Source organism: Bacillus sp. FSL L8-0099, assembly GCF_038006385.1.
GTDB lineage: Bacteria > Bacillota > Bacilli > Bacillales > Bacillaceae_G > Bacillus_A > Bacillus_A toyonensis.
In genome coordinates, this window is sequence record NZ_JBBOVC010000001.1 from 2047204 (window position 1) to 2072993 (window position 25790).

The 25790-nt window shown below is 32.1% G+C and carries 27 protein-coding genes and 3 pseudogenes; 17 read left to right on the plus strand and 13 right to left on the minus strand.

The annotated features are described in order from the left end of the window. Positions 1-21: 21 nt before the first annotated feature. The 3 genes from nirD to ric form a co-directional block, all read right to left on the minus strand. Positions 22-339 carry a nitrite reductase small subunit NirD gene (gene nirD, locus MHH42_RS10555; RefSeq protein WP_340893344.1) on the minus strand — a complete coding sequence of 106 codons (318 nt, stop codon included), beginning with the start codon at positions 337-339 and terminating at the stop codon, positions 22-24. A 14-nt stretch (positions 340-353) separates the two neighbouring features. Further along, complete coding sequence (gene nirB / locus MHH42_RS10560; protein ID WP_340893345.1) at positions 354-2759, minus strand: NADPH-nitrite reductase large subunit; 2406 nt, start codon at positions 2757-2759, stop codon at positions 354-356. Between the two features lie 307 nt (positions 2760-3066). Further along, a complete protein-coding gene (ric, locus tag MHH42_RS10565; RefSeq protein ID WP_340893346.1) occupies positions 3067-3774 on the minus strand; it encodes an iron-sulfur cluster repair di-iron protein in 708 nt (235 codons plus the stop codon). A 76-nt stretch (positions 3775-3850) separates the two neighbouring features. Here ric and MHH42_RS10570 point away from each other — a divergent pair, with 76 nt between their 5' ends. Continuing rightward, positions 3851-4015, plus strand: coding sequence for a DUF3954 domain-containing protein (locus tag MHH42_RS10570; protein WP_103592026.1), 165 nt, complete (start codon positions 3851-3853; stop codon positions 4013-4015). 382 nt (positions 4016-4397) lie between these two features. Here the strand turns inward: MHH42_RS10570 and MHH42_RS10575 are convergent, their stop codons facing one another. The 3 genes from MHH42_RS10575 to MHH42_RS10585 all read right to left on the minus strand — a co-directional run bounded on the left by MHH42_RS10575 (position 4398) and on the right by MHH42_RS10585 (position 6809). Next, positions 4398-4736, minus strand: a complete 339-nt coding sequence (locus MHH42_RS10575; RefSeq protein ID WP_340893347.1) for a phosphoglycolate phosphatase — start codon at positions 4734-4736, stop codon at positions 4398-4400. A 336-nt stretch (positions 4737-5072) separates the two neighbouring features. Next, positions 5073-5861, minus strand: a complete 789-nt coding sequence (locus tag MHH42_RS10580; protein WP_000909242.1) for a sulfotransferase family 2 domain-containing protein — start codon at positions 5859-5861, stop codon at positions 5073-5075. 162 nt (positions 5862-6023) lie between these two features. Continuing rightward, positions 6024-6809: a glycosyltransferase family 2 protein gene (locus MHH42_RS10585; RefSeq protein ID WP_001098389.1), complete on the minus strand. Its 786-nt coding sequence runs from the start codon at positions 6807-6809 to the stop codon at positions 6024-6026. 437 nt (positions 6810-7246) lie between these two features. Here MHH42_RS10585 and MHH42_RS10590 point away from each other — a divergent pair, with 437 nt between their 5' ends. The 6 genes and pseudogenes from MHH42_RS10590 (at position 7247) to MHH42_RS10615 (ending at position 11734) form a co-directional block, all read left to right on the plus strand. Then, positions 7247-7561 (plus strand): penicillin-binding protein, encoded by a 315-nt coding sequence (locus MHH42_RS10590; RefSeq protein WP_097956844.1) that lies wholly within the window; start codon positions 7247-7249, stop codon positions 7559-7561. Then, positions 7561-8125: pseudogene (locus tag MHH42_RS10595) on the plus strand (tyrosine-type recombinase/integrase). The gene MHH42_RS10590 and the pseudogene MHH42_RS10595 overlap by 1 nt, the downstream one beginning before the upstream one ends. Before the next feature lie 304 nt (positions 8126-8429). Further along, a complete protein-coding gene (locus tag MHH42_RS10600) occupies positions 8430-8975 on the plus strand; it encodes a GNAT family N-acetyltransferase (protein ID WP_000706290.1) in 546 nt (181 codons plus the stop codon). Positions 8976-9148: 173 nt separating this feature from the next. Next, positions 9149-9886 (plus strand): class I SAM-dependent methyltransferase, encoded by a 738-nt coding sequence (locus tag MHH42_RS10605; protein ID WP_000812398.1) that lies wholly within the window; start codon positions 9149-9151, stop codon positions 9884-9886. A 297-nt stretch (positions 9887-10183) separates the two neighbouring features. After that, positions 10184-11137, plus strand: a complete 954-nt coding sequence (locus MHH42_RS10610) for a nucleoside 2-deoxyribosyltransferase (protein ID WP_216104227.1) — start codon at positions 10184-10186, stop codon at positions 11135-11137. A 387-nt stretch (positions 11138-11524) separates the two neighbouring features. Continuing rightward, entirely contained in the window at positions 11525-11734 is a 210-nt protein-coding gene (locus MHH42_RS10615) for a hypothetical protein (RefSeq protein WP_340893350.1), read from the plus strand. Here the strand turns inward: MHH42_RS10615 and MHH42_RS10620 are convergent. Then, a pseudogene (locus MHH42_RS10620) lies at positions 11663-11882 on the minus strand (excalibur calcium-binding domain-containing protein); the annotation flags it as partial. The gene MHH42_RS10615 and the pseudogene MHH42_RS10620 overlap by 72 nt on opposite strands. Before the next feature lie 210 nt (positions 11883-12092). Here MHH42_RS10620 and exsG point away from each other — a divergent pair. Both exsG and MHH42_RS10630 read left to right on the plus strand, forming a co-directional pair. Next, positions 12093-12245, plus strand: a complete 153-nt coding sequence (exsG, locus tag MHH42_RS10625) for an exosporium protein ExsG (protein ID WP_000395673.1) — start codon at positions 12093-12095, stop codon at positions 12243-12245. Positions 12246-12453: 208 nt separating this feature from the next. Continuing rightward, positions 12454-12663: a hypothetical protein gene (locus tag MHH42_RS10630; RefSeq protein WP_340893352.1), complete on the plus strand. Its 210-nt coding sequence runs from the start codon at positions 12454-12456 to the stop codon at positions 12661-12663. Between the two features lie 144 nt (positions 12664-12807). Here the strand turns inward: MHH42_RS10630 and MHH42_RS10635 are convergent, their stop codons facing one another. Continuing rightward, the gene (locus MHH42_RS10635) at positions 12808-13647 is read right to left on the minus strand and encodes an arylamine N-acetyltransferase family protein (protein WP_000988917.1); all 840 of its coding nucleotides are present in this window, start codon (positions 13645-13647) and stop codon (positions 12808-12810) included. A gap of 551 nt (positions 13648-14198) precedes the next feature. On the opposite strand from MHH42_RS10635, the gene MHH42_RS10640 reads away from it, so the two are divergent. Further along, positions 14199-15800 (plus strand): esterase/lipase family protein, encoded by a 1602-nt coding sequence (locus tag MHH42_RS10640; RefSeq protein WP_001238674.1) that lies wholly within the window; start codon positions 14199-14201, stop codon positions 15798-15800. Between the two features lie 113 nt (positions 15801-15913). Here the strand turns inward: MHH42_RS10640 and MHH42_RS32415 are convergent. Continuing rightward, positions 15914-16048 (minus strand): annotated as a pseudogene (locus MHH42_RS32415) (preprotein translocase); the annotation flags it as partial. A gap of 511 nt (positions 16049-16559) precedes the next feature. On the opposite strand from MHH42_RS32415, the gene MHH42_RS10645 reads away from it, so the two are divergent. Further along, positions 16560-16835, plus strand: a complete 276-nt coding sequence (locus tag MHH42_RS10645) for a stage V sporulation protein S (RefSeq protein ID WP_000427795.1) — start codon at positions 16560-16562, stop codon at positions 16833-16835. Between the two features lie 315 nt (positions 16836-17150). On the opposite strand, the gene MHH42_RS10650 is transcribed toward MHH42_RS10645, so the two are convergent. After that, positions 17151-18287: a site-specific integrase gene (locus MHH42_RS10650; RefSeq protein ID WP_340893353.1), complete on the minus strand. Its 1137-nt coding sequence runs from the start codon at positions 18285-18287 to the stop codon at positions 17151-17153. A gap of 20 nt (positions 18288-18307) precedes the next feature. Next, complete coding sequence (locus tag MHH42_RS10655; RefSeq protein WP_098718837.1) at positions 18308-18826, minus strand: ImmA/IrrE family metallo-endopeptidase; 519 nt, start codon at positions 18824-18826, stop codon at positions 18308-18310. Between the two features lie 269 nt (positions 18827-19095). On the opposite strand from MHH42_RS10655, the gene MHH42_RS10660 reads away from it, so the two are divergent. The 4 genes from MHH42_RS10660 to MHH42_RS10675 all read left to right on the plus strand — a co-directional run bounded on the left by MHH42_RS10660 (position 19096) and on the right by MHH42_RS10675 (position 23161). Next, a complete protein-coding gene (locus MHH42_RS10660; protein ID WP_257153995.1) occupies positions 19096-19416 on the plus strand; it encodes a hypothetical protein in 321 nt (106 codons plus the stop codon). Positions 19417-19646: 230 nt separating this feature from the next. Further along, positions 19647-20771: an ABC-three component system protein gene (locus tag MHH42_RS10665; RefSeq protein ID WP_098285044.1), complete on the plus strand. Its 1125-nt coding sequence runs from the start codon at positions 19647-19649 to the stop codon at positions 20769-20771. Further along, complete coding sequence (locus tag MHH42_RS10670; RefSeq protein WP_000787325.1) at positions 20761-21276, plus strand: ABC-three component system middle component 2; 516 nt, start codon at positions 20761-20763, stop codon at positions 21274-21276. Before MHH42_RS10665 ends, MHH42_RS10670 begins: the two co-directional genes overlap by 11 nt. Positions 21277-21280: 4 nt before the next feature. Further along, positions 21281-23161, plus strand: coding sequence for an AAA family ATPase (locus MHH42_RS10675; RefSeq protein WP_098285043.1), 1881 nt, complete (start codon positions 21281-21283; stop codon positions 23159-23161). A 32-nt stretch (positions 23162-23193) separates the two neighbouring features. Here the strand turns inward: MHH42_RS10675 and MHH42_RS10680 are convergent, their stop codons facing one another. Beyond that, entirely contained in the window at positions 23194-24597 is a 1404-nt protein-coding gene (locus tag MHH42_RS10680) for an RNA-binding domain-containing protein (protein ID WP_340893354.1), read from the minus strand. Positions 24598-24693: 96 nt separating this feature from the next. After that, on the minus strand, positions 24694-25068 hold the full coding sequence (locus MHH42_RS10685; protein ID WP_033685840.1) for a helix-turn-helix domain-containing protein: 375 nt from the start codon (positions 25066-25068) through the stop codon (positions 24694-24696). 171 nt (positions 25069-25239) lie between these two features. Between MHH42_RS10685 and MHH42_RS10690 the strand changes: the two genes are divergently transcribed. Both MHH42_RS10690 and MHH42_RS10695 read left to right on the plus strand, forming a co-directional pair. Beyond that, the gene (locus tag MHH42_RS10690) at positions 25240-25476 is read left to right on the plus strand and encodes a helix-turn-helix transcriptional regulator (RefSeq protein ID WP_098285041.1); all 237 of its coding nucleotides are present in this window, start codon (positions 25240-25242) and stop codon (positions 25474-25476) included. Next, positions 25469-25768 carry a DNA-binding protein gene (locus MHH42_RS10695; RefSeq protein ID WP_078183122.1) on the plus strand — a complete coding sequence of 100 codons (300 nt, stop codon included), beginning with the start codon at positions 25469-25471 and terminating at the stop codon, positions 25766-25768. The genes MHH42_RS10690 and MHH42_RS10695 overlap by 8 nt, the downstream gene beginning before the upstream one ends. Positions 25769-25790 lie beyond the last annotated feature (22 nt).

Consider the following 25790-nt stretch of genomic DNA (forward strand, 5'->3'; position numbering starts at 1 on the left):
GAGGAGGCTTCCTTTCGAAAATTACATGTTTATATAAATGTCACCATCAATAACTTCTACTTCGTACGTTTGAATACAGCCGTCATCAGGTTTTTGAACTTCACCTGTTATTAGTGAGATTTTCCAATCATGCAGTGGACAAAAGACGAATTCTCCAGATACAATTCCTTCTGCTAACGGTCCGTTTTTATGGGGACAACGATTTTCTACAGCTCGTATATCACCACTTGCAAGGCGAAATAGAGCGATAGACATATCTTTCATTTGTACCTCTTTACCGATTTGAATAGGAAGGTCTTCCGCACGCATGACTTTTATTTTTTCTTTCGTTTGTAACATATAGTGCACGCTCCTTATTTTACAGTTTCTACTTCATACATCGCTTTTAATGACTTCGTTTCTAGTGCTTGTCCCCACGCTTCCGTATATGTGCTACGAGCTGTTTGGAAACGCTCATTTAACTTAGTGACCATATTTGTATCTTGCAGTATTTCTTTTATATGATCGAAGCCTAATCGTTCTGTCCAGTAGGCAGTGCGTTCTCCGTAAATACCAGTTTCACGATAATATTGCATGTAAGCTGTAGCGATGCGAAGGACATCATCTTCAGTAGGGACAATCATTACAAAATCAGCTTCGCGTACTTCCGTACCACCATTTCCGCCAATATAAAGTTGGTATCCATTTTCGACACAAACAACGCCAAAATCTTTCGTTAATACTTCCGCACAGTTACGCGGACACCCCGTTACACCCATCTTCATTTTATGAGGTGTATCTACCATTTCTAATGATTGCTCAAGTAACATACCAAGTCCTAATGAATCTTTCGTACCGAAACGACAGAAACGAGAACCAACACACGATTTTACATTACGAAGTGATTTTGAATACGCATATCCAGAAGTCATATGTAAGTCAGCCCATACGTTAGGTAAATCTTGTTTCTTAACACCATATAAACCGATGCGACTTGCGCCTGTAATTTTCACAAGAGGAACATCATACTTTTTCGCAACTTCAGCAATTTTCATTAAATCATCTGCAGTTGTAACGCCTCCGTACATACGTGGAATAACAGAGAATGTACCATCATGCTGAATGTTACCATTCATTCTTTCATTAACGTAACGGGATGATTTATCATCTTCATATTCTTCTGGAATCGCCATACGTAAATAGTAATTTAAAGCAGGACGACATTTCGAACATCCGTCTTCATGTGCAAAACCGAGTACATTTCGTACTTCTTTTGGCGATTTTAAACCTTTCTCATGAATCGCTTCTACGACTTCATCACGTGATAAAGGTGTACATCCACACATACCGGCAGATTGCGCTGAGGCATTAAAAGCATCTCCAAGTGTATGAGATAAAACTTGTTCTACAAGCGGACGACATTTACCACAAGATCCTGCGGCTTTCGTGCAGCCTTTTACTTCTTCAAAAGTAGTTAATTCATGTTCTAAAATGGCATGTACGATTGTGCCTTTCGTAACACCATTACATCCACAAATCGTGTCATCCGCACTCATTGTAGCAACGTTAAGTTCACTTTCTACACCAGCCTTGTGAAGAAGGGAAGCTGGTGTATATTGTTGTATATCTTCTTCTTTCCTTAACATACTAAAGAGGCGTGTACCATCAGCTGTGTCACCATATAAAACGATACCGACGACTTTATTGTCGCGAATTAATACTTTTTTATAGGAACGTTTACATTCATCAAAGATGGATATTGCTTTCGTTTGATCATCTTCATAGATTTGGCCAGCAGAGAATAAATCACAACCTGCAACTTTTAATTGCGTACCGACGATACTGCCCGTATATCCATCAGTTTGTAAATTCGTTATATGTTTTGCTAATATTGCACCTTGTTCATAAAGAGGAGCAACAAGGCCATAGGCGATACCGTCATGCTCTGCACATTCGCCAACGGCATAAATGGATTCATCATTTGTTAGCATATAGTCGTTGACTACAATACCGCGATTTACAATTAAACTAGCATCTTTTGCTATTTGCGTATTCGGGCGTATCCCGACTGCCATTACAATTAAATCACAATCTACAACTTCACCATCTTCAAATTGAATGCCCTCAACATGGTCTGTACCAAGAATTTTTACCGTTTTCTTTTCCATGAGAAATTTCATGCCTTGTGCTTCTAAATCTTCACGAAGGAGAGAAGCTGCTTTTGTATCTAGTTGTTGCTCCATTAAGCTCGGCATTAAATGAACAACATGTACGTTCATTCCTAAATCAATAAGACCTCTTGCGGCTTCTAAGCCAAGTAACCCACCGCCGATGACAACGGCTTTTTTCTTATCTTTAGCAGTATCAATCATAAATTGTGTATCTTCAATTGTTCGAAATCCTGTCACACCAGGAAGGGTAGAACCTTCAACAGGTAAAATAAAAGCACTAGAACCTGTTGCGATAATGAGTTTGTCATATGTAAGAGTACGATTCTTTTCTGTGATAATGATTTTTTCTTCTCGGTTAATACTTTGAACTCTTTCGTTTGTATACAAGGTTATTTCATTTTCTTCGTACCAACTGTAGTCATTCATAATGATATCTTGCATATTTGTTTTGCCTTGTAAAACATGAGAGAGCATAATGCGATTATAGTTTGGATGTGGTTCATCTCCAAAAATAGTAATCTCATATGAATCACTATCATGTTTTAATATTTCTTCCATACAGCGTATGCCAGCCATACCATTTCCGATCATAACTAAACGTTTTTTCATATTCATTTCCCCTTTTTATGTGAAATGTTGAACAAAGTATATTATGTTTCTATTATAGAAAATAAAAAAAGAGGGAGATGTGATATTTATCACATCTTAATAATGATTCACAAATTGTTAAAATTCGGATTTATGTGGAGAGATAAGTGAAAGGGAATTTTTTATATGGGTAGGTGGGGGAGTGAAGAGACCCGCACCTAATTAAATAATAGTAAGCTGCCCAATGAAATGATAGGAGAAGTGTGACTATTTCTTACACAATGAAAAAGCAGGACATGAGCATGTATACTCATGTCCTGTGCTTTATCTATGCTTTCGTAATTGCACGTGGAAATAAAATGTTATTCTCTAAATGTATATGCTCAAATAAATCAGATTCTAGAGCTTCAAGACGTTGGTAAACAAGTCGATAAGTGCCACAAGCTCCTTCTGGAGGAGTAAAGTCATTTGTCACTTTACGAAGTTCTTTAATAATATTGCCAGCGTGGTTATGTTCATTCTCTAACTCATCCACTACTTTACGTAATTTTGCATAGTTTTCATCAGTTGGATGTTGTTCGAATTCTAAAATTAATGGGAAATCTTCTGTTTCTTCTTTAATTAAATGCTGTTCTAATTCCATCTTAAGTTCATGAAATAGCTTATGAATTTGAGCTAAATGAGGCTGACTTGCTCCATGGACGCGTAATACTTTCGTTACATACGGACTTAATTGTGGCAACTCTTCATTTAAATAGCGATGGTGCTTATTTATAACATAATCAATCAATTCGAGATAAGATGCATTTTTCCAATCAATTTCAGACTCGTTTAATAGTTTTGTTTTATCATAAAGCGTATTTAACTCTGTAAGTACTTCTGTTGCTGATAAATTTCTTTCATTAATTGCATCAATAAGTGGTTTATTACCACCACAACAAAAATCTATTCTATATGATTTAAAAAGATCACTAGCTTTCGGAAATTGTGTAACAATCTCACCGACAATAGAAGTTTCAGTAAATGTATGTTCCATATGAATGCCTCCATAAAGTTTAATGTGATAACTAAACCAAGAATAGCAATATATTAAAATCAATGTGGTGATATAAATCACTTATTATGTGTCAGTTTTGAGAATAAACGGAATATATGTTGTTAAAAATGGTCAGGTCCAACTAATAGAATCACCTCAAGGTGGATTTGGTGAACAATCATTTGTATATCAAAATGGAAAAATAATTCGTATGGAAGAGCGAAAAATAAAGTTAATATAATCAAATTTGAAATTTGTTAAGAAATGGGACTACAAGCATCGATAATTATATGGGAAAAAGAGCATTATCACTGAAATAAAAAAGCCCTGCACACAGGGCATCTAAAAAGATACCTTAGCAATAATAACGATTTTGGGGACGTATTAGCTAAGGTATCTGGATGGGTGGTTGCATACTAAGTATGCAGTCAAGAGCATTGTTGAATGTATTGGGTTATTCAACAAATTAAGAATAACACGAAGTTTCTGTTAATTCATCTGGTAAATTTGTCTAAAAAAATGCCTTTATAAAAGTTTTTCACCTAAGAAATGGATGCGTGGATCTTAACAAAAGCGTTATTTTAGCTAAAAGAGCATCTAACATAAGTTAAATACTCTTTGACTTAAAATAAATCTTCAGATGTATCTCTAATTGAATAGTTCTCACTAAAATTTACAATAGCAGAAATCTTTTGTTTTTTATCGTCAGCAACATGTCCGAATAGGTAAATCTCATGTGTTCTATATTCTTCCGGAGGCTCAACTTTTTTTATTACAATATCAAGAGTCTTCTCTTTTTTAAAGTAACCAATTGTAACTAGTTCAGCAGTTTTTTTTACTGTGGGCCATTCTTCACTGTATTCTTTTGGAATGGTTTGAGCCGATACAAAATGTATGAATATAATCGGAATAGTTAGAAAAAACATACTTACAATTACGTAGCGTAATAATTTTCTTGCCATCAAGTGTCACACCTACCAATAATGTTTTATTTAATCAATCTAACAGTCTGTTATATTAAACCAGAATTAACCAATTAACTATCTATCTATTTAGGTGACAATAGTATTACGAATTTGTAAGGTTTATTAAAAAAGGGCTTAATAGAAAGTCGAACAAAATAGTTATTTTGGAGGGGGACTCAATAGAAATCTTTTGAAAATTGAAATTCATTAAAAAGAGCACTATTAGAATAGTGCCCAACTTCAATTTGCAGGAGTATTATGAGGAAACTTAAGTAGGTGGCCTAAGTTTCTCTGTAATAATTATGAATTTATGATAAGGAAAATGTTTATATTTTAAAGTAATGTTGAGGGATATTTGTAAGTAGTGAAATCTTCTTTGAAGATATCTTCAACTAATTGAATCGTTTCTTCATCATAAAAACTATCATAGGTCGGATGCCTTGGGAATAAGGGATCTGTAATATCACCATCTGCATAGTTACCTTTGTAATTTGCTAGATTACTTTGGTGATGCCACGAGTTTATTAATCCGTTTAATGGAGACTTTTTTAAACAATGTTTGTCTTCTAAGATAGACAGATGGGTAGAGAATTTTTCAAGGTAAATGTAATTTGTAACGAACTCTTCTTCTCCTTGTATATATTGAGGTGTGAAGTGTGGGTTTACACCTTCAAAATTTGGTGCATGCGCTTTTAAATAATATAAATACAGTTTAAAGGAAATCTTTTTATTGCAAGATTCATCACCATAAAGATAACGACGGATTGGCTTCCATTCAGTGGATTCGTAATATGGCGCTGGTATAAGAGAAATAAAGGAACTTACAGCTCTTTTGAAAGGGTTTCTTACCAATTTATACGTGTCTTTTTCTTTTGCTTGTAATGCGTTGGCTAAATCAGTGAAATATGGTATGGAATTTTTATAAATTTCAAATTCATAGTTATGAACAAATGGGCTATATTTTACAACTTCTTTAAACAAATTAATGTGATAAAAGAACCAATATGCGAGTGAAGTGCAGCCGCTTTTTTGGCTCCAAAATAAGATTAAAGGGAAATCTTTGTGAAAGTGAGGGGGACGCCCATACTTGGCTATAAAATCATAAATATTTGTGATAAGCATATTTAACCTCCATTCACTTTGTATACTTTTCTTAGTGTATGGAGGGAATACTGAATATATGAAAATAAGCCATGAAAATGTCTGAATAATTTAAGAGAAATAACTTTTCATAAAAGCGTTATTTGAATAATTATGGATTGTGTTGATTTATAGATACAATAATTAATTTGGAAAACATAAATCTGGAAATAACAATTGATATTCTGGCATTAATCGAAGATCGCTAGTTAAGTTTGCATAGTGTAGATAATTTTCTTCTAATTTAGCTAGTGTTACAAGATGATGAGTACCCAAACCATTCTGAGCGCTATGTTTAGAAAGAGTAGGACCAATCTGTAGTTTCCGGTCCTTCATAGCGTTGTTCCATGGACTGTAAAAGAACTTTAAAATGAAAGCAGGATACTTGTAAATAGTAAACGAATAGAACGAGTTATGTCTTCCTACTGAATAGTTACCATGCGAATAATTATGAATTAATCTACCGCCGTTATAAATGGTAAGAGGACTAGGCTGAATTACTATTCCATGAAAACGTTGTTTGACAAGTGGAATTCCATATCTCGGTTTAGTGTAGGCATGCATAGGGTCATCTACCATTAAAATAGTTCTAATGGAATACATCTTTCTTTTTAATTTAGTAAGTGATGAAAAAAACTCTTCTTTATTAGAACAGCAAAGAAATTCAGTGGTATTCAACACCATTTTCCAGCCCGTAATTTCTTTTTCTATGTTCATTACTTCTTGATCAACTAATACGGCATCAAACTCTAATACTTTTGAATCACGGATTTCCCAATGAGGTGCAAATAATTTACATATTTCAACCGAGCGATCAGTAGACCCACGATTAATAAGAATACCATGATCAAATAATTTTGTGTGGTGCATTAACCACCATGGGAGTAGATACTCTTCATTGTAGAAATGGGAAATTAAAGTTGTATTCATAAAGAGTCCTCCTTTCAAAATTTTGTGGAATATATCCTTATCTAGTATAATATGCTACTTGATCTAAAAAGTTTTCTTTAAAAATTATAATGGATGTTGAGATTTAAAAACACTCAATGAAAGAATATAGCCCACCATGTTCTGAATAATGCAATCCAACCAATCTAAGTAATATGTATTCCAAAATTTTCATAATTACTCCTTTTAGATATAAAGTGCTCAATGAAGATGGATTTTATAAATTTGTTACAAAATAATCTTTTTCTAATAAGAAAATCACTAAAATATGAGAAAATGATATAACAATATCTATAAATATAGTCCTACTGGCAGAATCAGCGGACATCGAACTATAAGAGCATTAGTAATATTGCTCTGTAGTTCGGTGTCCGCTTTTTTGTTTTTATTAACAAAATATATAAGGGTTGTTTTTATATATGGCGCAATTAACTTTTTCACCTAAAATTGATCGCAAAGCAACGCAGGCTCGTTTAGAAGAGATTCTTGAAAATGTTCGTATTTATAGACAATTTGGGATGATTAGAAATGAGATGAAGGTTACAGCATCTAGCGAGGTAAGATATCATGGTCCAACAAATATGGTAGGGAAGCCAGCAGAAGATATTGCTTTAGCAAATGTTGGTATGAGTGAGCGTACGTATAGACGAAATAGATCTAGTGCTTTTTATAAATTAGCTTTTGCTCTTAGATTAGAAGTATATGAGACTGAAGAAACTGGAGGTAATGAATAATGAATTTTGTTCAGCAGATACGTGATCCAGAAGAAATACAGCAGCTAAAAGAGTATTTTAAGGAGAAGTGTGCACGAAATTAAATTTTATTCATTATGGGAATCAATACAGGCTTGAGAATCTCTGACATTTTAAAATTGAAGGTAGAAGATGTAAAAACGAGTCATATCTCTATGAGGGAAAAGAAAACAGGAAAACAAAAACGTATTCAAAATACTGCAGCATTAAAAAGAGAACTGAAATGGTTTATAGAAGAAAGAGAAGATCATGAATACCTATTACAAAGTAGACAATGAAAGAATCGTCCTATCGGTCGTAGTATGGAATATAAGATATTAAGTATAGCCGCAGCAGAGTTTAGTTTAGATGAAATAGAACGCGTACGCTAAGAAAGACGTACGGGTACCATATGTACATGCAAACGAAAAACATAGCACATTAATCATGGAGATATTCAGTCACTCTTCAGAGAAGGTCATGTTACGTTATATAGGTGTAAATCAAGATGCAATAGATAAAGCAATGACTAGGTTTGAAATCGAATCATTGCTTTTTTCTTTTTAAATCTAGGGGTACCGTCACCGTTTTTGAAAACCCCCATGCTAAGAGCATACAAAAATTTATACAGTTTTTGGATAATTCAGTAACAAAAGAGAACCCGAAAACCTGCGTCAGGATAGGAATGTATAAAATAATGCATAAATCTGTAGAACAAAAAAAGGAAATTCCTTTGTCAGAGGATGGGCCCACCTTTCCTTGTTATCGATAATGAGACGTCATGTTAGCTTAACATGAATATAATATAAAAAAGGAATTTATAAGATTTGACGAGAATAAAATTGTATTAAAAGGATATCGGAGGTTTTTTATGAAAATCGTAGGACAGCAAATATATCTTCGACTTTACAAAATTTCTGACGCGAGCGAGTTAGCTAACTTACACACTAGAAATCGCGAATTTTTTCAACGAGTTTGTCCATTACTCCCAGAAGTCTTTTATACAGAAGAACATCAAAAAATGCGCATTGAACGAGCATTAAAAAAGAAAGCTGAAGATCAAGTTTACGCTTTTGGAATCTTTTTAAAAGCAACTGATAAACTTATCGGAGACATTTCATTAACTCAAATTGCTAGGGATCCCGCCCAAAGCTGTTATACGGGATTTACCTTAGATAGGGAGCATAATTCAAGGGGCTATACAACAGAGGCTCTTCGACTTGTTGTAGACTTTGCATTTAGAGAATTAAAACTACATAGAATTGAAGCAGGAGCTATGCCTAGCAATATAGCATCTATTCGTGTATTAGAAAAAGTAGGATTTAAAAAAGAAGGTATAGCTAAAGAAAATGTAAAGATTAATGGCAAATGGACAGATCATCAAATATTAGCTATCATCAACAGCCTGGATGTATAAGCACATTTCACTTCCGATAATGAGACGTTATGTCAACCTAACATGTATAGGATATACACTGTTCCTTATTCAACTAAATGGCAGGTTAGTTGAAGTGTATTTTGGTTAATATAGGAATTTTTGGATGCCCCCTAGAATATAAAAAATATAGATTGTATTATAGGAGGTATATAATGAAACAAAACATTTATGATAATCCGTTTTTCTTTAAAAATTATAAGTCATTACGTGAAAATGGATTTACCTTTAATGATTTTGTTGAACAGCCAGCAATTAAATCTATAATTGCTAATCTTACAGATAAGTCTGTATTAGATTTGGGATGTGGAACTGGTCATTTTTCTATGTACTGTGTAGAAAATGGTGCCTCGAAAGTTATAGGAGTGGACATCTCAAGAAATATGATTGAACAAGCTGAAATGTATAACAAAAACGAAAAAATAGATTATATGTGTGTACCAATAGAAGAACTTAATTTGCCAAATCAAAAATTCGACTTAATAACAAGTTCTTTAGTTATACATTACATAGAAGATTACTCACATCTAATTAAGAAAATAAGAGATCTGTTAAAAAATGATGGTGAATTTATCTTTTCAACAGAACATCCAATAGTAACAGCTCGAAAGGAAATGAATAATTGGTTTAAGGATAATAATGGAAACAGATTGCATTGGGCATTAGATAATTATCAAGAAGAAGGAAAAAGAGAGGAACATTGGTGGATAGATGGTGTTGTTAAATATCACAGAACAATTTCAACATTAATTAATACTCTTATAGACAACGGTTTTGTAATTGAGAAAATTATTGAGCCAGAGTCAACTCCAACAGGATTAGAAAAAATGCCAGAATTAATAAATGAAAAACGGAGACCATCTTCTATTATCATTAAATCAAGAAAATATTGAGATTAAACCCTCGTTGATTAACTTCCACTTTCGAGAATTATGTAAATAAGCTGTCCATATGGGCAGCTTTATTTTATGTTCCCGCATAGCGTAGGTTATTTTGAAAAATGCTGGTGGTATCCCTCCCTATACAGCTACTCATAATTTTTGTACTGTGTAACTCAAAAGAGAAAGTTAAATAAAATTAATGATAGCAAGGGATTCAGTGATAGGATCAGTTACACACAATATAAGATAAGGGTAAGTCAATTATTTATATGTTAATATTATGCTATAAACAAGAAAGTGGTGGTTGTGATGAGGGAAAGATGTCCGGTTTGTCAAAACTCTATTGAGGAACCCCAATTAGTAGGAGTGGGAGGGGGACGTGCAGAGCAATATAAATGTGAGAATTGTGGCACATTTTCCATGATTGAAGAAGCGAGAATCGAATTAAATGTAGAGCAGAAGAGAAAACTTTCTGCAATTTTAAGAAAGAGAAACATTAGAGGGATGGGAAAAATAATGATTTTTCTTAATCGACCAGATGAAAATCTTTCAGAATTTCCGTATCCTATTTATCTTTTAGCGGATCTATTAAGTGAATATCCAGATAGTGCTTCTGATAGATTGGATGAGTCATTAATAAACTTAGCTAAATTGTCAAAATTTCCAGGTGACCCATTATATATTCGTGAATCAGATAAATCTCTATTTTTTGTACAGAGTGTTCATTTGTTGGAAATGAAATATATAGCGAACCAATTATTTCAGGACGAATTAATTGAGATATCTAAGCTATGTGCAGCAGATTTTCCTGCACATATTACAGTTACAGCAAAAGGGTGGAATCGTATTGCAGAATTAGAAAAGGGAAGAGAAGCGGATACTAAGCAGGTGTTTGTCGCTATGTCATTTAGTCCAAAAATGGATAGTCTATATCAGAATGCAATTGCAACGGCTGTAAAAGAAGCAGGTTATGAGCCTATTCGAATTGATAAAGTGGAACACAATAACAAAATTGATGATGAGATTATAGTTAAAATAAGACAAAGTAAATTTATAATTGCAGATTTTACTGAACATAGAGGTGACGTCTATTTTGAAGCCGGCTATGCAATGGGACTTGGTAAACCTGTAATATGGACTTGCAGGGAAAATGACTTAGCAAATCTGCATTTTGATACTAGACAATATAGCCATATTGTTTGGAAAGATGAGAGGGAATTAAAAGATTCATTACTTAATAGAATAAGAGCTACAATCAATTAAAGAAAGGTGGCAGATTCGTGATCGCTTTTTTGCAGTAAATGTGCCGGTCGTTTTGGAGTTAACGTGATATATTTGTATTGTGAGAAGTGGACGAAAACATTGCTCATAAAATTCCTCTGAAAATGGATCTTCATAACTGGTGGTGATGGTTGCAGGCTGGATGAATGGTTGTTCTTCATTTCACATTCAATTGCAATTTACGTTGTATAAACGGAGAAGGGGTTTTGCTCTTCTTTTAGTTACTTAATATTGCTGAAACAGATAAATGTAAATAAGATTAGGTGATTGGAAGAAGAATAAAACTTCATTTACCATAATTGAAATGCAAATGTAATACTTAATGAAAAAGCATCCATTCGGGTGCTTTTTATTTTGGAGGGATGAAGGATGGATAAAGCCAAATTAACTAAACCAGCACAAGCGGTTATAATTGGTACATTCATTTCAATGTTAGGACGGGATTTTGTAAATGAACGTATCGATAAAAAGAAATTAGAAAGTGTTATTCCAATCTTTAATGAGTTGGAAGATATAAAACGCCAAAGTAAAAAATTCGATAACTGGGTGTTCAGATTTTGTTGTACCGGTCATTATTAATACAATAGAAATAATAAAAAAGATAACGGTAGGACGACCATATTGTTTTGCTTTTCCATTTTTCTTAAAGAATGAAAAGGATACATAAGATTAAAAGATTAAAAGCAAATAGAAATAATACGCCACCAATATTACTCAAAATAGCCATTTTCATACTTCCATTTGCAAGATTTTCTCTATTGATTATATAGGAACTTATTGGATAATACACGTTTTATATTCATTTCGAAAATTAATATTTTTAATAGATATATATAAACAATTAATGTGAATATAGAGAAAAATAGATGTATTTCCTATTACTTTTTTAAAGAGATTTCATAAATTATAGTATATCGATTGAAAGGAGGAGATTTGAATGGAATTTCAATTGTTAGTGAATTGTATATTACAAGAAGGTAATGCGTACTTTTTAGTAACGAAGGTAGACGATGTGATTACGTTAAAAGTACCGATTACAGCAGGAGTAGCAGCATTATTTTTAGCTTTTGGTGTACCAAGATGTTCTTAATTTAAATCTCTATAGTAGAAAGAGGAGGACAAGCCTCCTCTTTCTACTATTACATAATTATTTTATGTAAACTATAATGGTGTTTTATATTAGCACGTTTAAAATGGACATGCATATACTATAATGTTTCATTGGCGTATGTGATGAACGATAGTTTTGATAAGTGATATTCTTTTAAGTTATGAAAATAAAAGAGGTGCTATTATATATGAAAAGAAGAACATTAGATATTCCAGTTTCATTGCGAAGAGAGTGGTTTTTAATAGAGTTAGCTCATTTAACGAAAAAATATGGAATTGAAATTGCAACTAGCAAAATGGAAGTCGCACCGTTTTTAAGGGATCAAGTTACGGAATCAAAAATAGGAGCAGGGCTACAATACGATAAATATGATGATGAGTATATAATTGAAATGTAAGTAATACATGGCACAAAAAGAAATGCTTAATAATACTAGTCTTTTAAAAGAGTAACACTGATAAGGAATTACGCTATAAAAAATTATAAAATAAAGCAGATTCTATATATAGAATCTGCTTTATTATGAAATATTTTTAATCAACTAGCCTCTTTCTAATATTTTTCCTACATATTTCTCTTGAGTGATTCCAAAAGATTCACGAAGAATGCGAGCATATTCTTTAGAACCTATTGGTCGTTTATTTTTTGTGCCTTTAAAGGTTTCTGTATAATTTTTTTTCGTTAATGATATGTGACCATAATCAGTTAATTTACAAGTGATAGCCCCTTTATTAAAAGGCGATTCGTTATGCTCTACAATTACTTTTTGAATGTTATTCACTTTTTTCTCATCTATTGGATCTATAGTGAAAGCATAGCCTATTTTCCATTCGTTTGAAGGTTCAGATTGTAAGAAACTTGTAGATTCGCCGTTTGCGCCTTTTCGCATTTCTAAAATATGTGTACCTTTTCGGGTATTTCGTTTGTAAATTCGATATTCTCCCGTTTGAGAAGATATGATTTCGCCATTAAAAGGGACTGGTTGTAAAGGGAGATGAGATGCAAAACCTGCATCCACAATATAATCTGTATGATCATGACTTAAAATGATAATGACATGACCATCATCAGGTTTCCATTTATTATCGTAAAGATCGTATACAGTACCAGCTACTTTGTATACTTGAAACCCACAATCAATTAAAAAGTAATACAATAAGGAATTTAATTCATAACAAAGACCGCCTCTTTTTTGAATAAGTAACTTTTCTACTAAGTTATTTTTTGAAATGTTTTTAATAGTACCAGCCATAATATCAAGATTTTCATAGGGGAAAATCATTCCCATTTTTAAGAGGACTTCATCTAAATCATCAAATGTTAGTTCTTTTGCGGGAATTTTTAATCGTTTAAAAAACTCCTTTTGTAAATTGGTCATCATAAAGCATTCTCCTTTCTTTTTACAGAATTTTCTTCTGCTTACCGATAGGTTAGTACTTCTAAAAACTTAATTCAAGTCTGCGAAAATTATCATAATATATGTTTCTGGAAATATGATTTTATATTTTGAAATTTCAGTTAAATATTTAGTCATAGGAAAGTCTTACAATACAAGCTCCTTTTAAATTCGTTTGTATGTAATGAAAAGAAAATACATATCTTCATTATGTTTTTAAATAACTAATTAGTAATAAAATGTTTTTTTACTAAAATTTTTTTCAAGATTTGTATGCTTTATATAAACAATCATGATTTGAAAAACATCTTGATGTAGTGAAGTTAACAATTATTGAGAAATTTTTTTGTCGTGTTTACTCAAAAGGAAGAGATGGAAACGAAGAGAATAACGTGAGTTAAGGAAGAGGGTGTACGAGTAATCACCTGAATATAGGGCTAACATCTTTTTCAAATAAAAAGATTAGCTATTATTAAGGGAGAAAATATAAATTATTACAAAGAGCACCTTCTTTCAAAAAAAGTGGGGGGAGTAACATGCGATTAATGAGAAGATGTGTTGCCTTACTAATTATATTTTTTATCATGGCTCCATCGATTAGCACAAATGTAAGGGCAGAAGTTGTAAAAGAGCTTGGAAAGGGGTTTCCTGATACAGAAGTATTTACACCTGGCGATTGGTTTTTAGGACAAAAACCAACTAATTATGATGAGAATAAGCCTCCAATTCTCTTTGTACAAGGCAGAAATGGTAATGCGGATAGTTGGTATGGAAAGACTGTATATCACGATATAAATGATATGTATGACTATGCTTTGAAAGCGGGATATCAAACGGTATTTATTCAATTATATGATGCGGCAGGGAAAGGATCGGCTAGTCAGTGGGACAACGGAAAATTGTTAGCACAAAAACTGGAAGAAATATATAATCATTTCGGTAAAAAGGTTACTATTGTAGCGCATAGTAAAGGTGGTATAGATACACAAGCGGCATTAGTTGGATATGGTGCGAATCGATTTGTTGGGAATGTTATTACACTTGCGACACCACATCACGGCTCAAATTTAGCGGATTTATCATATAGTTGGTGGGCAGGTTGGCTTGCTTCTATATTAGGTCAAAAAGATGATGGTACGTACGCGTTACAGATAGGGGAAATGGCAAAATTTCGTTCAACGATAGATAATAATCCAGCAGTTAAATTAAACCGTTACTATACGGCTACTGGGACTAGCTGGGGACCAGTATTTTCTGCGTTATCTATGGGCGGATTATATTTGTCATCGTACGGCTCGAATGATGGATTAGTAAATGAATGGAGTGCTAAGCTACCATATGGCACACATTTATTTACAGATTCCAAATTTGATCATGACAATATACGAAAAGGATCAGCTGTTTTCGCACGAATTGAACCATATTTACGTACTGCAAATGTAGGCGTGCCACCTTTAGTAGCACCAAGTAATAGTTCAGAAGAAAATATAGAGCAATTAAATACAACTTCTAATCAAAATATTTTAGGGGGAGAATTGCCACAAAGTCAGTGGATAGAGCAAGCTGTGGCGGTTGATAAAAAGGCAGAAGGAATGGTTTCTGTATTAACAGCTGCTTCTGATGTAGAAATACAACTAATATCTCCAAAAGGAAAAGTGTATACAAATAAAGATAGTACGATAACTACTGGTGAAGGTGAATCTTTCTTTAATGGGGCAACAATTAGTACATTTAAATTTGACAAAATGGACGTAGGAGAATGGAGAGTTAAAATGATGGCGAAGCAGTCGAAAGATGCATACTTAATTGTAAGCGATCACAAAAGTGGCGCGCCATTCGTTCTTCAAATGCCAACAAAAGTCAAAATTAACAAATCAGAGTATAAACTGAAAAAATCACCTGCGGCACCTGAAATGAAAGGAAATCTTTCCATAACAGTAAGAGTTGTTAATAAAGAAGGGAAGCTAGTCTCTGAATTTAATGAATTACAAAATGTTAATACAAATACATTTACAGGTGCTTTGAAGGACATAAAGCAACCAGGGGTATATAACGTTACGATGGATATAAAAGGGATAAATAAAGAAGGAAAACCTTATAATCGTACGATTGTTAAGTCGGTTTATGTGGAGAAGTAAGAGTGAATAGATTTTGATATGAAAATTGCCGAAACCTTGTGTTAGAAGGGGACGGCAATTTTTTATGTTTATTAGGTTAACAGAACAATGAAATAGGGGTTTACGTTCTATAATGGGAAAGAACCACCAAAAGGAACAGTTATAAACTCAGTTTTCCAGAAAGTACCGTAAGCTGGCTTTGATGGTTTATGTGAATCGTGGCAGGAACATCTTTTATACGAGTTTGAAGAACGATAGTATGAACCCAATATATTACCTCCTGATGATTAATAAATGTAAGATACATAGTAGTATATGTAAATGAACTACTATTGGCATGTATGCCTATCCTGTATAAGGTGGTAGATTTGGAATATAAAGCACTCAAATGGTGAAATATAGTTTATTAGAATAATATGTATAACGATTTTTGAAGACGAAAAAATTAATAATTTGGTAGAAAAATGAACTGAAGTTCTAAATAAATTGAATTATTGATGAAACGCTTATTATACGAATTGCACCTGAAAAAGTAGCATTGTTATTTTTTGGTGCGATAATGTTGTCGTTTAACGAATTGCTCCTATTTAAACGTTTGTATATTAGAGTCTTTATTCGTTACTTTTTATTTGTGCAGTTGGGCAGGAAGAAGACGAAAGGTATCGAATTCATTTACATAGGAAGCATTGTTTGCTTTTGGTGTGAATAATAGTTAAAGATACGTTGAAATATTTAAAACTGTAACGAAAGAGCTATTAAATAATAGAGGGAGCAACTTACATGGAAAATATATTAAAGGTATCTTCAAAATCAAGTCCAAATTCAGTTGCAGGTGCAATAGCAGGTGTACTAAGAGCAAATGGCAATGTGGAAATCCAAGTAATTGGGGCAGGTTCTTTAAATCAAGCAATTAAAGCAATTGCGATTGCAAGAGGATTTGTTGCTCCAAGTGGTGTTGATTTGGCTTTTGTTCCAGCATTTCAAGAGATTTCTATCAATAATCAAGAAAGAACAGCAATTAAATTAATTGTAGGTCCTAGAAAGAGAAGATCCTAATAGAGTGCCTTTATAGGATGTGATTTGAAAAGTGCGATAGAAATCGTCCTTTTCTTTTTTTATTTATATTTTAAAGTTGAATTTTTAGTAATAAGCATTAGTGTAGTTAATAAAAAGTGTCGCAAATGCTTGTATGACAGGCACTTGTGACACTTTTGTAGTTTTATATAATATAAAATGAACAATTCTAAAACTGCTCATTCTTCTCCCAAGATTCAACGATATAGGCTTAGAAACCTTATTATATCAAGGTTTCTAAGTGGTGATTTTCCTGGATGCTCACATTTTGCTCACATTAAATATTTTCATTTTTTATCAGGTGTTTTCATTAGATTTTATTATACTCTCGAAGTTTTCTGCTGCTTGTTGCTGCATGTTCTGGGTGATGTGACTATACTTGTCCAAAGTCATTTGAATAGATGAATGCCCTAAGCGATCTTGTACGATTTTAGGATGTTCTCCAGCCTGAAGCATGAGTGTAGCGTGAGTATGTCGTAAGTCGTGTATACGAATTCGAGGAACACCAGCTTTTTTATAGTGATCATTCAAAAAGCGATGAGGAGCATCTATATGTAAGGGCGAATGTATCGTATTGCCGGTGAAAATAAAGGCTTCTTCATTCAAGTGTATACCCCAGCGGAAAAATTCTTTCTTTTTATAAGAGTAGTAGGATTGTAACTTCCCTATAACAAAAGAAGAGATACTAATGCTTCTATTTGAAGATTTAGTTTTTGTAGCAGCTTTAAATAGTCCTTTTTCTGTTTTTACAAGTGATTTATTAACCAGGATACGTTTATTATCAAAGTCAATATCTTTCCATGTTAGTGCGAGTAATTCTCCGCGTCTCATCCCTGTATAAATTGCAAGTAAGAAGAACATATAGTACTTAATATTTTTTTCTTTTAGATACTGGAGGAATCGATTACATTCTTCGCTGGACCATGTCTTCATCTCACCTTGCTCTTCACGTGGTTTTTTAACCTTATTCATTATATTATCATGTATGATTTCCCATTCTACAGCGTGTTTGAAAATACATCTTAGGCAGCGGTGGATATTGCTGATTGTACCATTTGATAGTCCTTTTTCTTTAAGTTCAGCATAGTAGCTTTGAATCATTACGGGTTTAATACTTTTAATCTTTTTATAACTAAATGGGGGAAGGATATAGAGCCTAACTAAGCTCATGTCTTTTTCATAAGATGTAATTTTTAAATCAGCTTTACGAAGAGGCTTTAACTTTTCCCATACATCTAAAACAGTTAATTGTTTGTCATCAAAATATATTCCTTTCTCTATCTCTGTAATCATTGTTGCAGCAGCATTTTGGGCTTCTTTTTTTGTTCTAAATCCACTTTTACTTTTTTGCTGTCGTTTTCCTGTGGTTGGATCTATACCGATATCTATCGTAAAAGACCACGCATTTCCACGTTTCCGGAAACTTCCTTTCATATTCAATACCTCCTGAATCATTATTTCTGTAAATTACAGTATTGTGATATTTGATTCTGTAATTTACTTGCTAATAATTGATTTTTATAATGTAAAAGCCTTTTTTCAGCAAATTTTGTTGTTACATTGAATTTTTCTGAGATTATATATGCCTTTAACTGTAGGGGAGGAAGCTTTCGTAACATAAAAGTAGGTACGCAAAATTGTTGCGCGAAGTTTTTAGCCTTTGCTTCTTGATAATTTAGAAACATTTGATGCATTAATAATTGATTACCTGAATGAAATAGGATATGACAAGTCTCATGGCCAAAATCCTCCCATTGTTCTTGCTGAGAGATACGATTATCAATAACTAAGTTAGATATTTGATTTCTTTCCATTGCATGACTTCCAAACGGAGCAAAGTACAGCCAAATGTTTAGCTTTTTCGCAATCTCCATCATATCAATTTGCTCAGGAACAATAATAGATAAGGATTGGTACAAGTGCTGGATATAGTCTTCAAGTTGTGTTGTATAGTAGGGTTGCGACTGAAACATATTTTCACTCCATTCGTATATTAGGAACGTACGTTCTTATAATATAACAAAAATTAAAAACTTGGAAGAGTATTCAAGAAGAGAAATAAACAAATGAATTAAGAAATCTGATTTCTATTAGATCTACGATGAGATAGTAGTATCCTAGGTTTAATGGGGAAGTGTTGACGAATATATACAATAATATCTGTTTATGTTTTAGAAAATAAGTTAAAATATATATGGTAAATTATTCATTACTTTTCGTTTTTTACCGTAGGAGTGAGAATGTGATTAAAAAAGCAATTGATTTTATTTTATCTGAAGTAGACGTACCAGCACTTAATCATCCTGGGATAAGTAAGGAGATTAAGTATAAAGTTACAAATACTAAGGTTAGAATTAACTCTTTTAAGAAGATAGGTGATTTGAAAATTTATATGAATAGATTTTCAGATGTTCCTGAGAGTGGAAATGATTTAGTGTATAACTCGCTAAAGAATAAAGGACTGAAAACTTACGAGGATATATTTCTTGAGTTCAAAGAGAAATTTCAACGTTATTTTGATGATGTTACAGTTTTCAAAGCAAAGTATAAAGAGCAGAAATAAAATTTCTGGAGGAATAGGTCAAGGGAGTTATAAATAAGACGCACGAATTGATTACTAAATATTGAACAATAGAATAGTTAAAAGAATTCAAATGAAGGTCGGTTTATGTACCGAAGGGAGGATGAATTTCTGTTAATTTTTATAAAAATATAGAAGGATAATAATCTTGTGTTTAAGTAAAGAATTCTTTATCTTATCAAATAATTAATTGCATCAAAGGAGGTTTTGTTATGAATATGGATACACAGGATTTATTGGAAATTCCAAAACCTATCCCTCCCCGCAAATTAAGTAATTTGGAGATTTTAATGGGAAGACCTCTAAAACCTATTGATAAATTAAAACTAATTTCTCCGAATGAGTTTGAAGAAATGGTAGTGGAATGGTTAAACTCATATTTAATTGAAAAATATGAGAGGATTAGAAAATGTGGCGGTGCAGGAGACATGGGGAGAGATGTTATAGCATTTGCAAAGTATAGTAAGAATAGAGAAGAATTAGTGTGGGATAATTATCAATGTAAACATTATGATAATCCTTTATCGCCATCAAATGTTTGGGTAGAGTTTGGAAAAGTTTGTTATTATTCTTATAGAAAAGCTTTTACGGTACCTCGAAAGTATTATTTTGTAACAACTAAAGGTGTGGGTCAAGCATTAGCTGACATATTAGATAGCCCAGAAGGATTGAAAAAAGGTTTAGTTGCCAATTGGGATAAGTACTGTATGAAAAAGATTACAAAATTAGAAGATGTATTATTAGAAGGGGAATTCAAAGAATATATCGAGAGTTTTGATTTTAGTATTTTTGATTCAATAGAGCCTAATGACCTTATTGAACAGTATATGCAAACACCTTATTTTTCTTTTAGATTTGGAGGTGGATTACATAAACCAAGACCTATTGCTGATGCCCCGCCTGAAAATATTGATAAAAAAGAGATGATCTATGTTTCAAAATTGCTAGAGGCATATAGTGAGCATTTAGGAGAAAAAATAGGTAATGTCAATGTTTTAGACAAAAATAATAGAATGAAAAGACATTTTAATAGACAAAGAACATATTATTATAAGGCGGATTCTCTAATGAAATTTGAACGAGATTCATTACCTACTACAAGTGCTTTTGAAGAACTAAAAGATGAGATACTAGATGGAATAATAGATATAGTGGAATCTGAAAATCATAAAGATGCTTATGCTAGAGTAGTAGCCGTTACTCAAGAAGCAAGAAAGCTAGTAATTAATACAAATGCTCTATCTTCAGTTGTGGATGGCAATGATAAGTCTGGGATTTGTCATCATTTGGCTAATGAAAATGATGAGATAAGATGGGTGATAAAGAATGAAGAATGAACGAGAAGAAGTGTTAAACAAACAAAGAGATATATTTCTATTTAATACGCCACTAGAGATAGGAATAAGGGCATTGGTTATTTTAAACGCATTAGAAAATGAGTTTTTGGGAATCGATAAACTTATCATATATGATTATTTAGTATTACATACTAGTGATGTTGAAGGAGGCCCCTCAAGTGTACATCCTGCCACCCCTCACAGATCGGGTGAATTAATTGTGAAAAGAAAAGCGATGTTAGACGGCTTAAATTTAATGTATAGCAAGGATTTGGTGAAAATACACTTTATGGAAGACGGTGTTAAATACGGTATTTCTGAAATATCAAACTTATTCTTAATACATTTTTCCTCTGCATATGTACAAAAGCTAAAACAAAATGCACAATGGGTGGTAGAGGAGTTTCGTGATTATTCTGAGGATGCACTTAACCAATATATAAAAAATAATATAGATAAATGGGGTGGAGAATTTATATATGAAGCCCTTGTAAGGGAGGTCTAAAGACATGAAAACAGGTTTTTATATAAAAAGATTAATAGTAGCAGGAGATGCTGGAGAAGAGAGCTATGTTAAATTTAAAAAAGGGCTGAATGTAATTACAGGTCCTTCAGATACTGGTAAGTCTTATATTTATCAGTGTGTTAACTATATGTTAGGTGGTAGTGATGCACCAAAGCGAATCAAAGAAAGTAAACAGTATACAAAGATATATTTGGAAATATCTACGTATTCTAATACATTGTATACCCTTGAAAGAGACTTTTCGGGTGGAGATTTTAAATTGTTTAAAAAAGGTTATGATGTAGTTAAGTTAGGGGAATACGATCCTGTTACGTTAAAGCCAAAACATGATGCTAAAAATGAAGAGAATATTTCTTCCTTTTTATTAAAATTAAGTGGGATAAATAATTTGAAAGAAGTTAAAAAGAATGATAAAAATGAAACCAGAACAATAAGTTTTCGAGATTTAAAAAACCTAATTTGCATAGGTGAAGAAAGGATAATAACAGAAGGATCACCGTTTTTATCCAGTATACCAATTTACAAGACTGTAGAACGTTCAATTTTTAAGTTTTTAATTACAGGTAAAGATGATAGTAATCTTGAAAAAAAAGTAGATCCAAAAATCCACAAAGCAAAATTATATGGGAAATTAGAAATTCTAGAACATTTAATTACCAATTTACAACTAACTATAGAAAAAGTAGGATTAAAATATCTAGTAGATAATACTGTTGAAGTAATAGTTACAGAACTTGAAAATGATTTAACCATAGTTAATCAAGAAATTAATAATCTGACCGAGAATAGACAAAATCTTTGGGAGGAAATTAAACAGAAAAAATCTAGAAAATTAGTGGTAAATGAATTGTTACATAGGTTTAACTTATTAAAAGAGTATTATGAAGCTGATTTAAGGCGATTGCAATTTATAAATGAGGGATATAGCTATTTTTCACAATTGAATTTTGTTAATTGTTCAGTATGCGGAAATGAAATGAATGTTAATCTGACTGAAAAAGGGCATAGTCATGAAGTAGGAAGTTTTAAACAAATCGAGGAGTCCTGCCATGCAGAAGCAAAGAAAATATTATTAAGTTTAAATGACTTAAAAGAAACTGTGGCAGATTTAAATTTAGAGTTAGCTGAAATTAATGATCAAATTACTAATTTAGATATAGAATTTAAAAGTGTTGAGGATAAAATCGAATTAGAATTACGTCCTAAATCCATAAAACTGATAAATAAACTCGATAATTTATTAGAAGAACAAAAAAAATTAGTTGAATATCAAGCAAACATGGAAAAAAGAGAAGAACTGCTTACACAAAAGGGGCTTATCGAAACACAAATAAATACTAAAACTAAAACTAAAATTAAAACTATTAAAAGTGAAGACTTTGATCAGTATGCTATGGAAATTGAAAAGGTGTGCAAGTTTATTAAAGAAGAATTAATTGACTGGAATTTTTTCAATGAAGAGAGTGAAACTTTACAGAATGTAAATATTTATTTTGATAAAACTAAAGATGATTTTATAATAAATGACAAGATTAGAGGTAGTTATGGAAAAGGCTATAGAGCAATACTATATAGTGCATTTGTAATTGGTTTAATGAAATATTTATGTGAAAATGAATTGCCCCATACAAGAATGATTGTGCTAGATTCGCCTTTAACAACCTTTCAAGATAAAGAAAAAAAACAAGAAGAAAAAATGTCTAGTAATATAATTGAATCATTTTATCATAGTCTCTCGACTCTTAATGAAAACTCACAAATAATCATATTAGAAAATAAGGTGCCACTAAACGATGAAAATATGAATCATATAAGATTCACTAAGAAAAAAACAGAAGGAAGATATGGTTTTTTTATGGTCTAAATATAATGAAAAAAGCACAAGCATGAGAATCTCTATGTTTGTGCTTTTTTCATGCTTTGTCTTTTTAAAACCTCTTTTTGTATTTCTACTGGCGTTAATTTTCTTTTACCTCCATCAGTTTTAATATAAACTTCACTTTTAGATGTACAGAAAAGGTAAGTATCATTAATATAAGGTTCTACAAGCACTTCAATAATATATAAATCAGGTATTTCTTCTGCTTTATCGTTATAAACCTTCACTAAATTAATTTTGAACGAACTTGGAGGGATACTTGGTTCGATTTTTGCTATTTTCTCTGAGACTTGCTTCCGTAATTCGTCACGTTGTTTGTAATTTAGGGTGACACCTACAATTTTTCTTTCATTATCAGTTACACCCCAAATAATCATCCCTGAATGTTTAGAGAACTCATTTAAGTATGCTACCACATATTGATCGACTAAACTTATTATCGAATTTATTGGATTTTTTCCCTGTACTTCTTTCAATTCTGTAAATCTATGTTCATCTTCTTCTAAGTATTTATTTTTGATATATTTTATTACTTCCAGTTTACTCTCAGTTTTTTTCTTACTGTTAAATTTAGATTGTGATGGAAACCAATTGTTATAATATATAGGTGATAATTTATTATTAGAAACGTGTGATAAATCTGCCATGAATGTAATATTTAAACTATCTTCTTTTGCTTGATTATTATTAAGAAAGGGAAGAGAAAATATTATAACTTGTCTAGTCTTAGCTATGTAATTTAAACAACTCCAAATAAGTTTAAATGCTTTTTCATCATGAAAAATATAATTATCATAAACAAAAGGGAAGCTCTCGTCTATTATTAATGGTGTATTTCTATTATTTTGTATCTCTGATAATAATAACCCAAGCAGTATAAGTAAATTTTGATGCCCGTGGGATGTTACTACAATTTTTCCTGAATGTTTATTAGAGTCGGGAATATATTTTTTTATAACTTCATTCCAATAGAAGAGTAAATCTGTATCCTGAGAAATAATCTTATTCATCAATTCAATTTTTTGAAAGGATAGGTCTATATCATTTCTCAAACCAATTTTAATCAAACTAGGCTTAATATTATGAAAATGGGACTGTGTTAGGCTGAGGTTGTTTATTGATTTAGATAGCATTGGCATTTGTTGATGAAAGTTATACGAAATATTATTTGAAGAGTATATATATTCGTGAGATTGTTTTATTTTTTTGTGCTCTGTAAGTAAAATAACGCTACTTTCTTCATTAATATCCGATGTACCTAATGCTTTTTTTCCATATAGTATGTATATAAATGCACCAAAAAATTGTGTTTTTCCTGAACCAGCATAACCGGTTATTAAGTTTATTCCTGTTGATTTAAAAGTTATAGAATATTCATCAAAGGGTCCGAAGTTTTTAAGGTTTACTTTGCTGATATACATTTTCTAATCCTTTCTTTATTTAATAGAGATATTAGACAACAATCGATACACGCTATAGCGTGTATCGATTGTTGTCTAATAAATTTTAGGGTTTATTTACTTTTGTTTAGTCTCTTTTTGCATTATAAACTCCCAAAAACGTTTTAACTCTTCACGTTTCTCAGGAGATGCTTCTTTAATATCTTTGAACCAGAGACTTAGTTCGGGGTCATTTAGTATGTTATCTATATCAAATGACTTAGTTTGCTTACAATCAGATACTCTGCCTAATAAAAAATCAGTAGAAACAGAAAAAAGATTAGCTATCTTCAAGATAGTCTCCATAGGTGGTTGTTTAGTGTCATTTTCATATGCGGTATACGTAGTACGTGCAATACCTAGCTGATTAGCTACATATGTTTGTGTCCATTCAACATTTTCTTTCTTTTTTTCTTCTCGCAAACACTTCAGTTTTTTCCCAAATGTATTCAAAGCAGTCACCACCATAATATTTAAATCTTCCTTTTAATTATAAACGAATTCTTGTGTTACTAACAGTAACTAAAAAAATGTTCCTTTTAGTAACTTTTTTATTGATTTGTTCCCTTTAGTAACTTATAATTCTATTAGGATGTTCTTTTCAGTGACAAGGAGGTCATAGTTTTGAGAGAATGGCTAAAGAAATTTAGGTATATAAAAGGTTACACGCATGAGGATATTGCAAACAAATGCAAAATATCTAGAAGTTATTACACTCAAATTGAAAATGGAACAAAAACACCTTCCGTAGAAATAGCTAAAAAAATAGGTGGATGTTTGAATTTTGATTGGACGTGTTTTTTTAGGAATCAATGTTCCTTAAGGGAACAAAATGATTTAAGAGGTGATATTTATGATTAACTTCGACATCGAATCATTCCGTCAAATTATCCGGGAAGAAGTGCAAAAAGCAACCGAACATCTTCAACCAATGAAAGAACTACCACCATTTTTAACTATTACAGAATTAATGGCATTATTACATATCAAACGCACTAAAGCATCTGAGTTATTAAACCGTTCTGATTTTCCAGTATGTCGCGAAGCAGGAGTTCTTATTCCTACACATCTTCTTTTTAAGTGGATGGAAAATCATACTGATTGGGTAGAAAACAATACTGAGTATTACAATCCATTTAAAGAATCCGTCTAATAGTACATTACCATAGTAAGTT

Excerpts from the sequence above, each read along its gene's own strand:
- nirD (WP_340893344.1), bottom strand. The coding sequence starts at position 339 with ATGTTACAAACGAAAGAAAAAATAAAAGTCATGCGTGCGGAAGACCTT.
- nirB (WP_340893345.1), bottom strand. The coding sequence starts at position 2,759 with ATGAAAAAACGTTTAGTTATGATCGGAAATGGTATGGCTGGCATACGC.
- ric (WP_340893346.1), bottom strand. The coding sequence starts at position 3,774 with ATGGAACATACATTTACTGAAACTTCTATTGTCGGTGAGATTGTTACA.
- MHH42_RS10575 (WP_340893347.1), bottom strand. The coding sequence starts at position 4,736 with ATGGCAAGAAAATTATTACGCTACGTAATTGTAAGTATGTTTTTTCTA.
- MHH42_RS10580 (WP_000909242.1), bottom strand. The coding sequence starts at position 5,861 with ATGCTTATCACAAATATTTATGATTTTATAGCCAAGTATGGGCGTCCC.
- MHH42_RS10585 (WP_001098389.1), bottom strand. The coding sequence starts at position 6,809 with ATGAATACAACTTTAATTTCCCATTTCTACAATGAAGAGTATCTACTC.
- MHH42_RS10590 (WP_097956844.1), top strand. The coding sequence starts at position 7,247 with ATGGCGCAATTAACTTTTTCACCTAAAATTGATCGCAAAGCAACGCAG.
- MHH42_RS10600 (WP_000706290.1), top strand. The coding sequence starts at position 8,430 with ATGAAAATCGTAGGACAGCAAATATATCTTCGACTTTACAAAATTTCT.
- MHH42_RS10605 (WP_000812398.1), top strand. The coding sequence starts at position 9,149 with ATGAAACAAAACATTTATGATAATCCGTTTTTCTTTAAAAATTATAAG.
- MHH42_RS10610 (WP_216104227.1), top strand. The coding sequence starts at position 10,184 with ATGAGGGAAAGATGTCCGGTTTGTCAAAACTCTATTGAGGAACCCCAA.
- MHH42_RS10615 (WP_340893350.1), top strand. The coding sequence starts at position 11,525 with ATGGATAAAGCCAAATTAACTAAACCAGCACAAGCGGTTATAATTGGT.
- exsG (WP_000395673.1), top strand. The coding sequence starts at position 12,093 with ATGGAATTTCAATTGTTAGTGAATTGTATATTACAAGAAGGTAATGCG.
- MHH42_RS10630 (WP_340893352.1), top strand. The coding sequence starts at position 12,454 with ATGAAAAGAAGAACATTAGATATTCCAGTTTCATTGCGAAGAGAGTGG.
- MHH42_RS10635 (WP_000988917.1), bottom strand. The coding sequence starts at position 13,647 with ATGATGACCAATTTACAAAAGGAGTTTTTTAAACGATTAAAAATTCCC.
- MHH42_RS10640 (WP_001238674.1), top strand. The coding sequence starts at position 14,199 with ATGCGATTAATGAGAAGATGTGTTGCCTTACTAATTATATTTTTTATC.
- MHH42_RS10645 (WP_000427795.1), top strand. The coding sequence starts at position 16,560 with ATGGAAAATATATTAAAGGTATCTTCAAAATCAAGTCCAAATTCAGTT.
- MHH42_RS10650 (WP_340893353.1), bottom strand. The coding sequence starts at position 18,287 with ATGAAAGGAAGTTTCCGGAAACGTGGAAATGCGTGGTCTTTTACGATA.
- MHH42_RS10655 (WP_098718837.1), bottom strand. The coding sequence starts at position 18,826 with ATGTTTCAGTCGCAACCCTACTATACAACACAACTTGAAGACTATATC.
- MHH42_RS10665 (WP_098285044.1), top strand. The coding sequence starts at position 19,647 with ATGAATATGGATACACAGGATTTATTGGAAATTCCAAAACCTATCCCT.
- MHH42_RS10670 (WP_000787325.1), top strand. The coding sequence starts at position 20,761 with ATGAAGAATGAACGAGAAGAAGTGTTAAACAAACAAAGAGATATATTT.
- MHH42_RS10675 (WP_098285043.1), top strand. The coding sequence starts at position 21,281 with ATGAAAACAGGTTTTTATATAAAAAGATTAATAGTAGCAGGAGATGCT.
- MHH42_RS10680 (WP_340893354.1), bottom strand. The coding sequence starts at position 24,597 with ATGTATATCAGCAAAGTAAACCTTAAAAACTTCGGACCCTTTGATGAA.
- MHH42_RS10695 (WP_078183122.1), top strand. The coding sequence starts at position 25,469 with ATGATTAACTTCGACATCGAATCATTCCGTCAAATTATCCGGGAAGAA.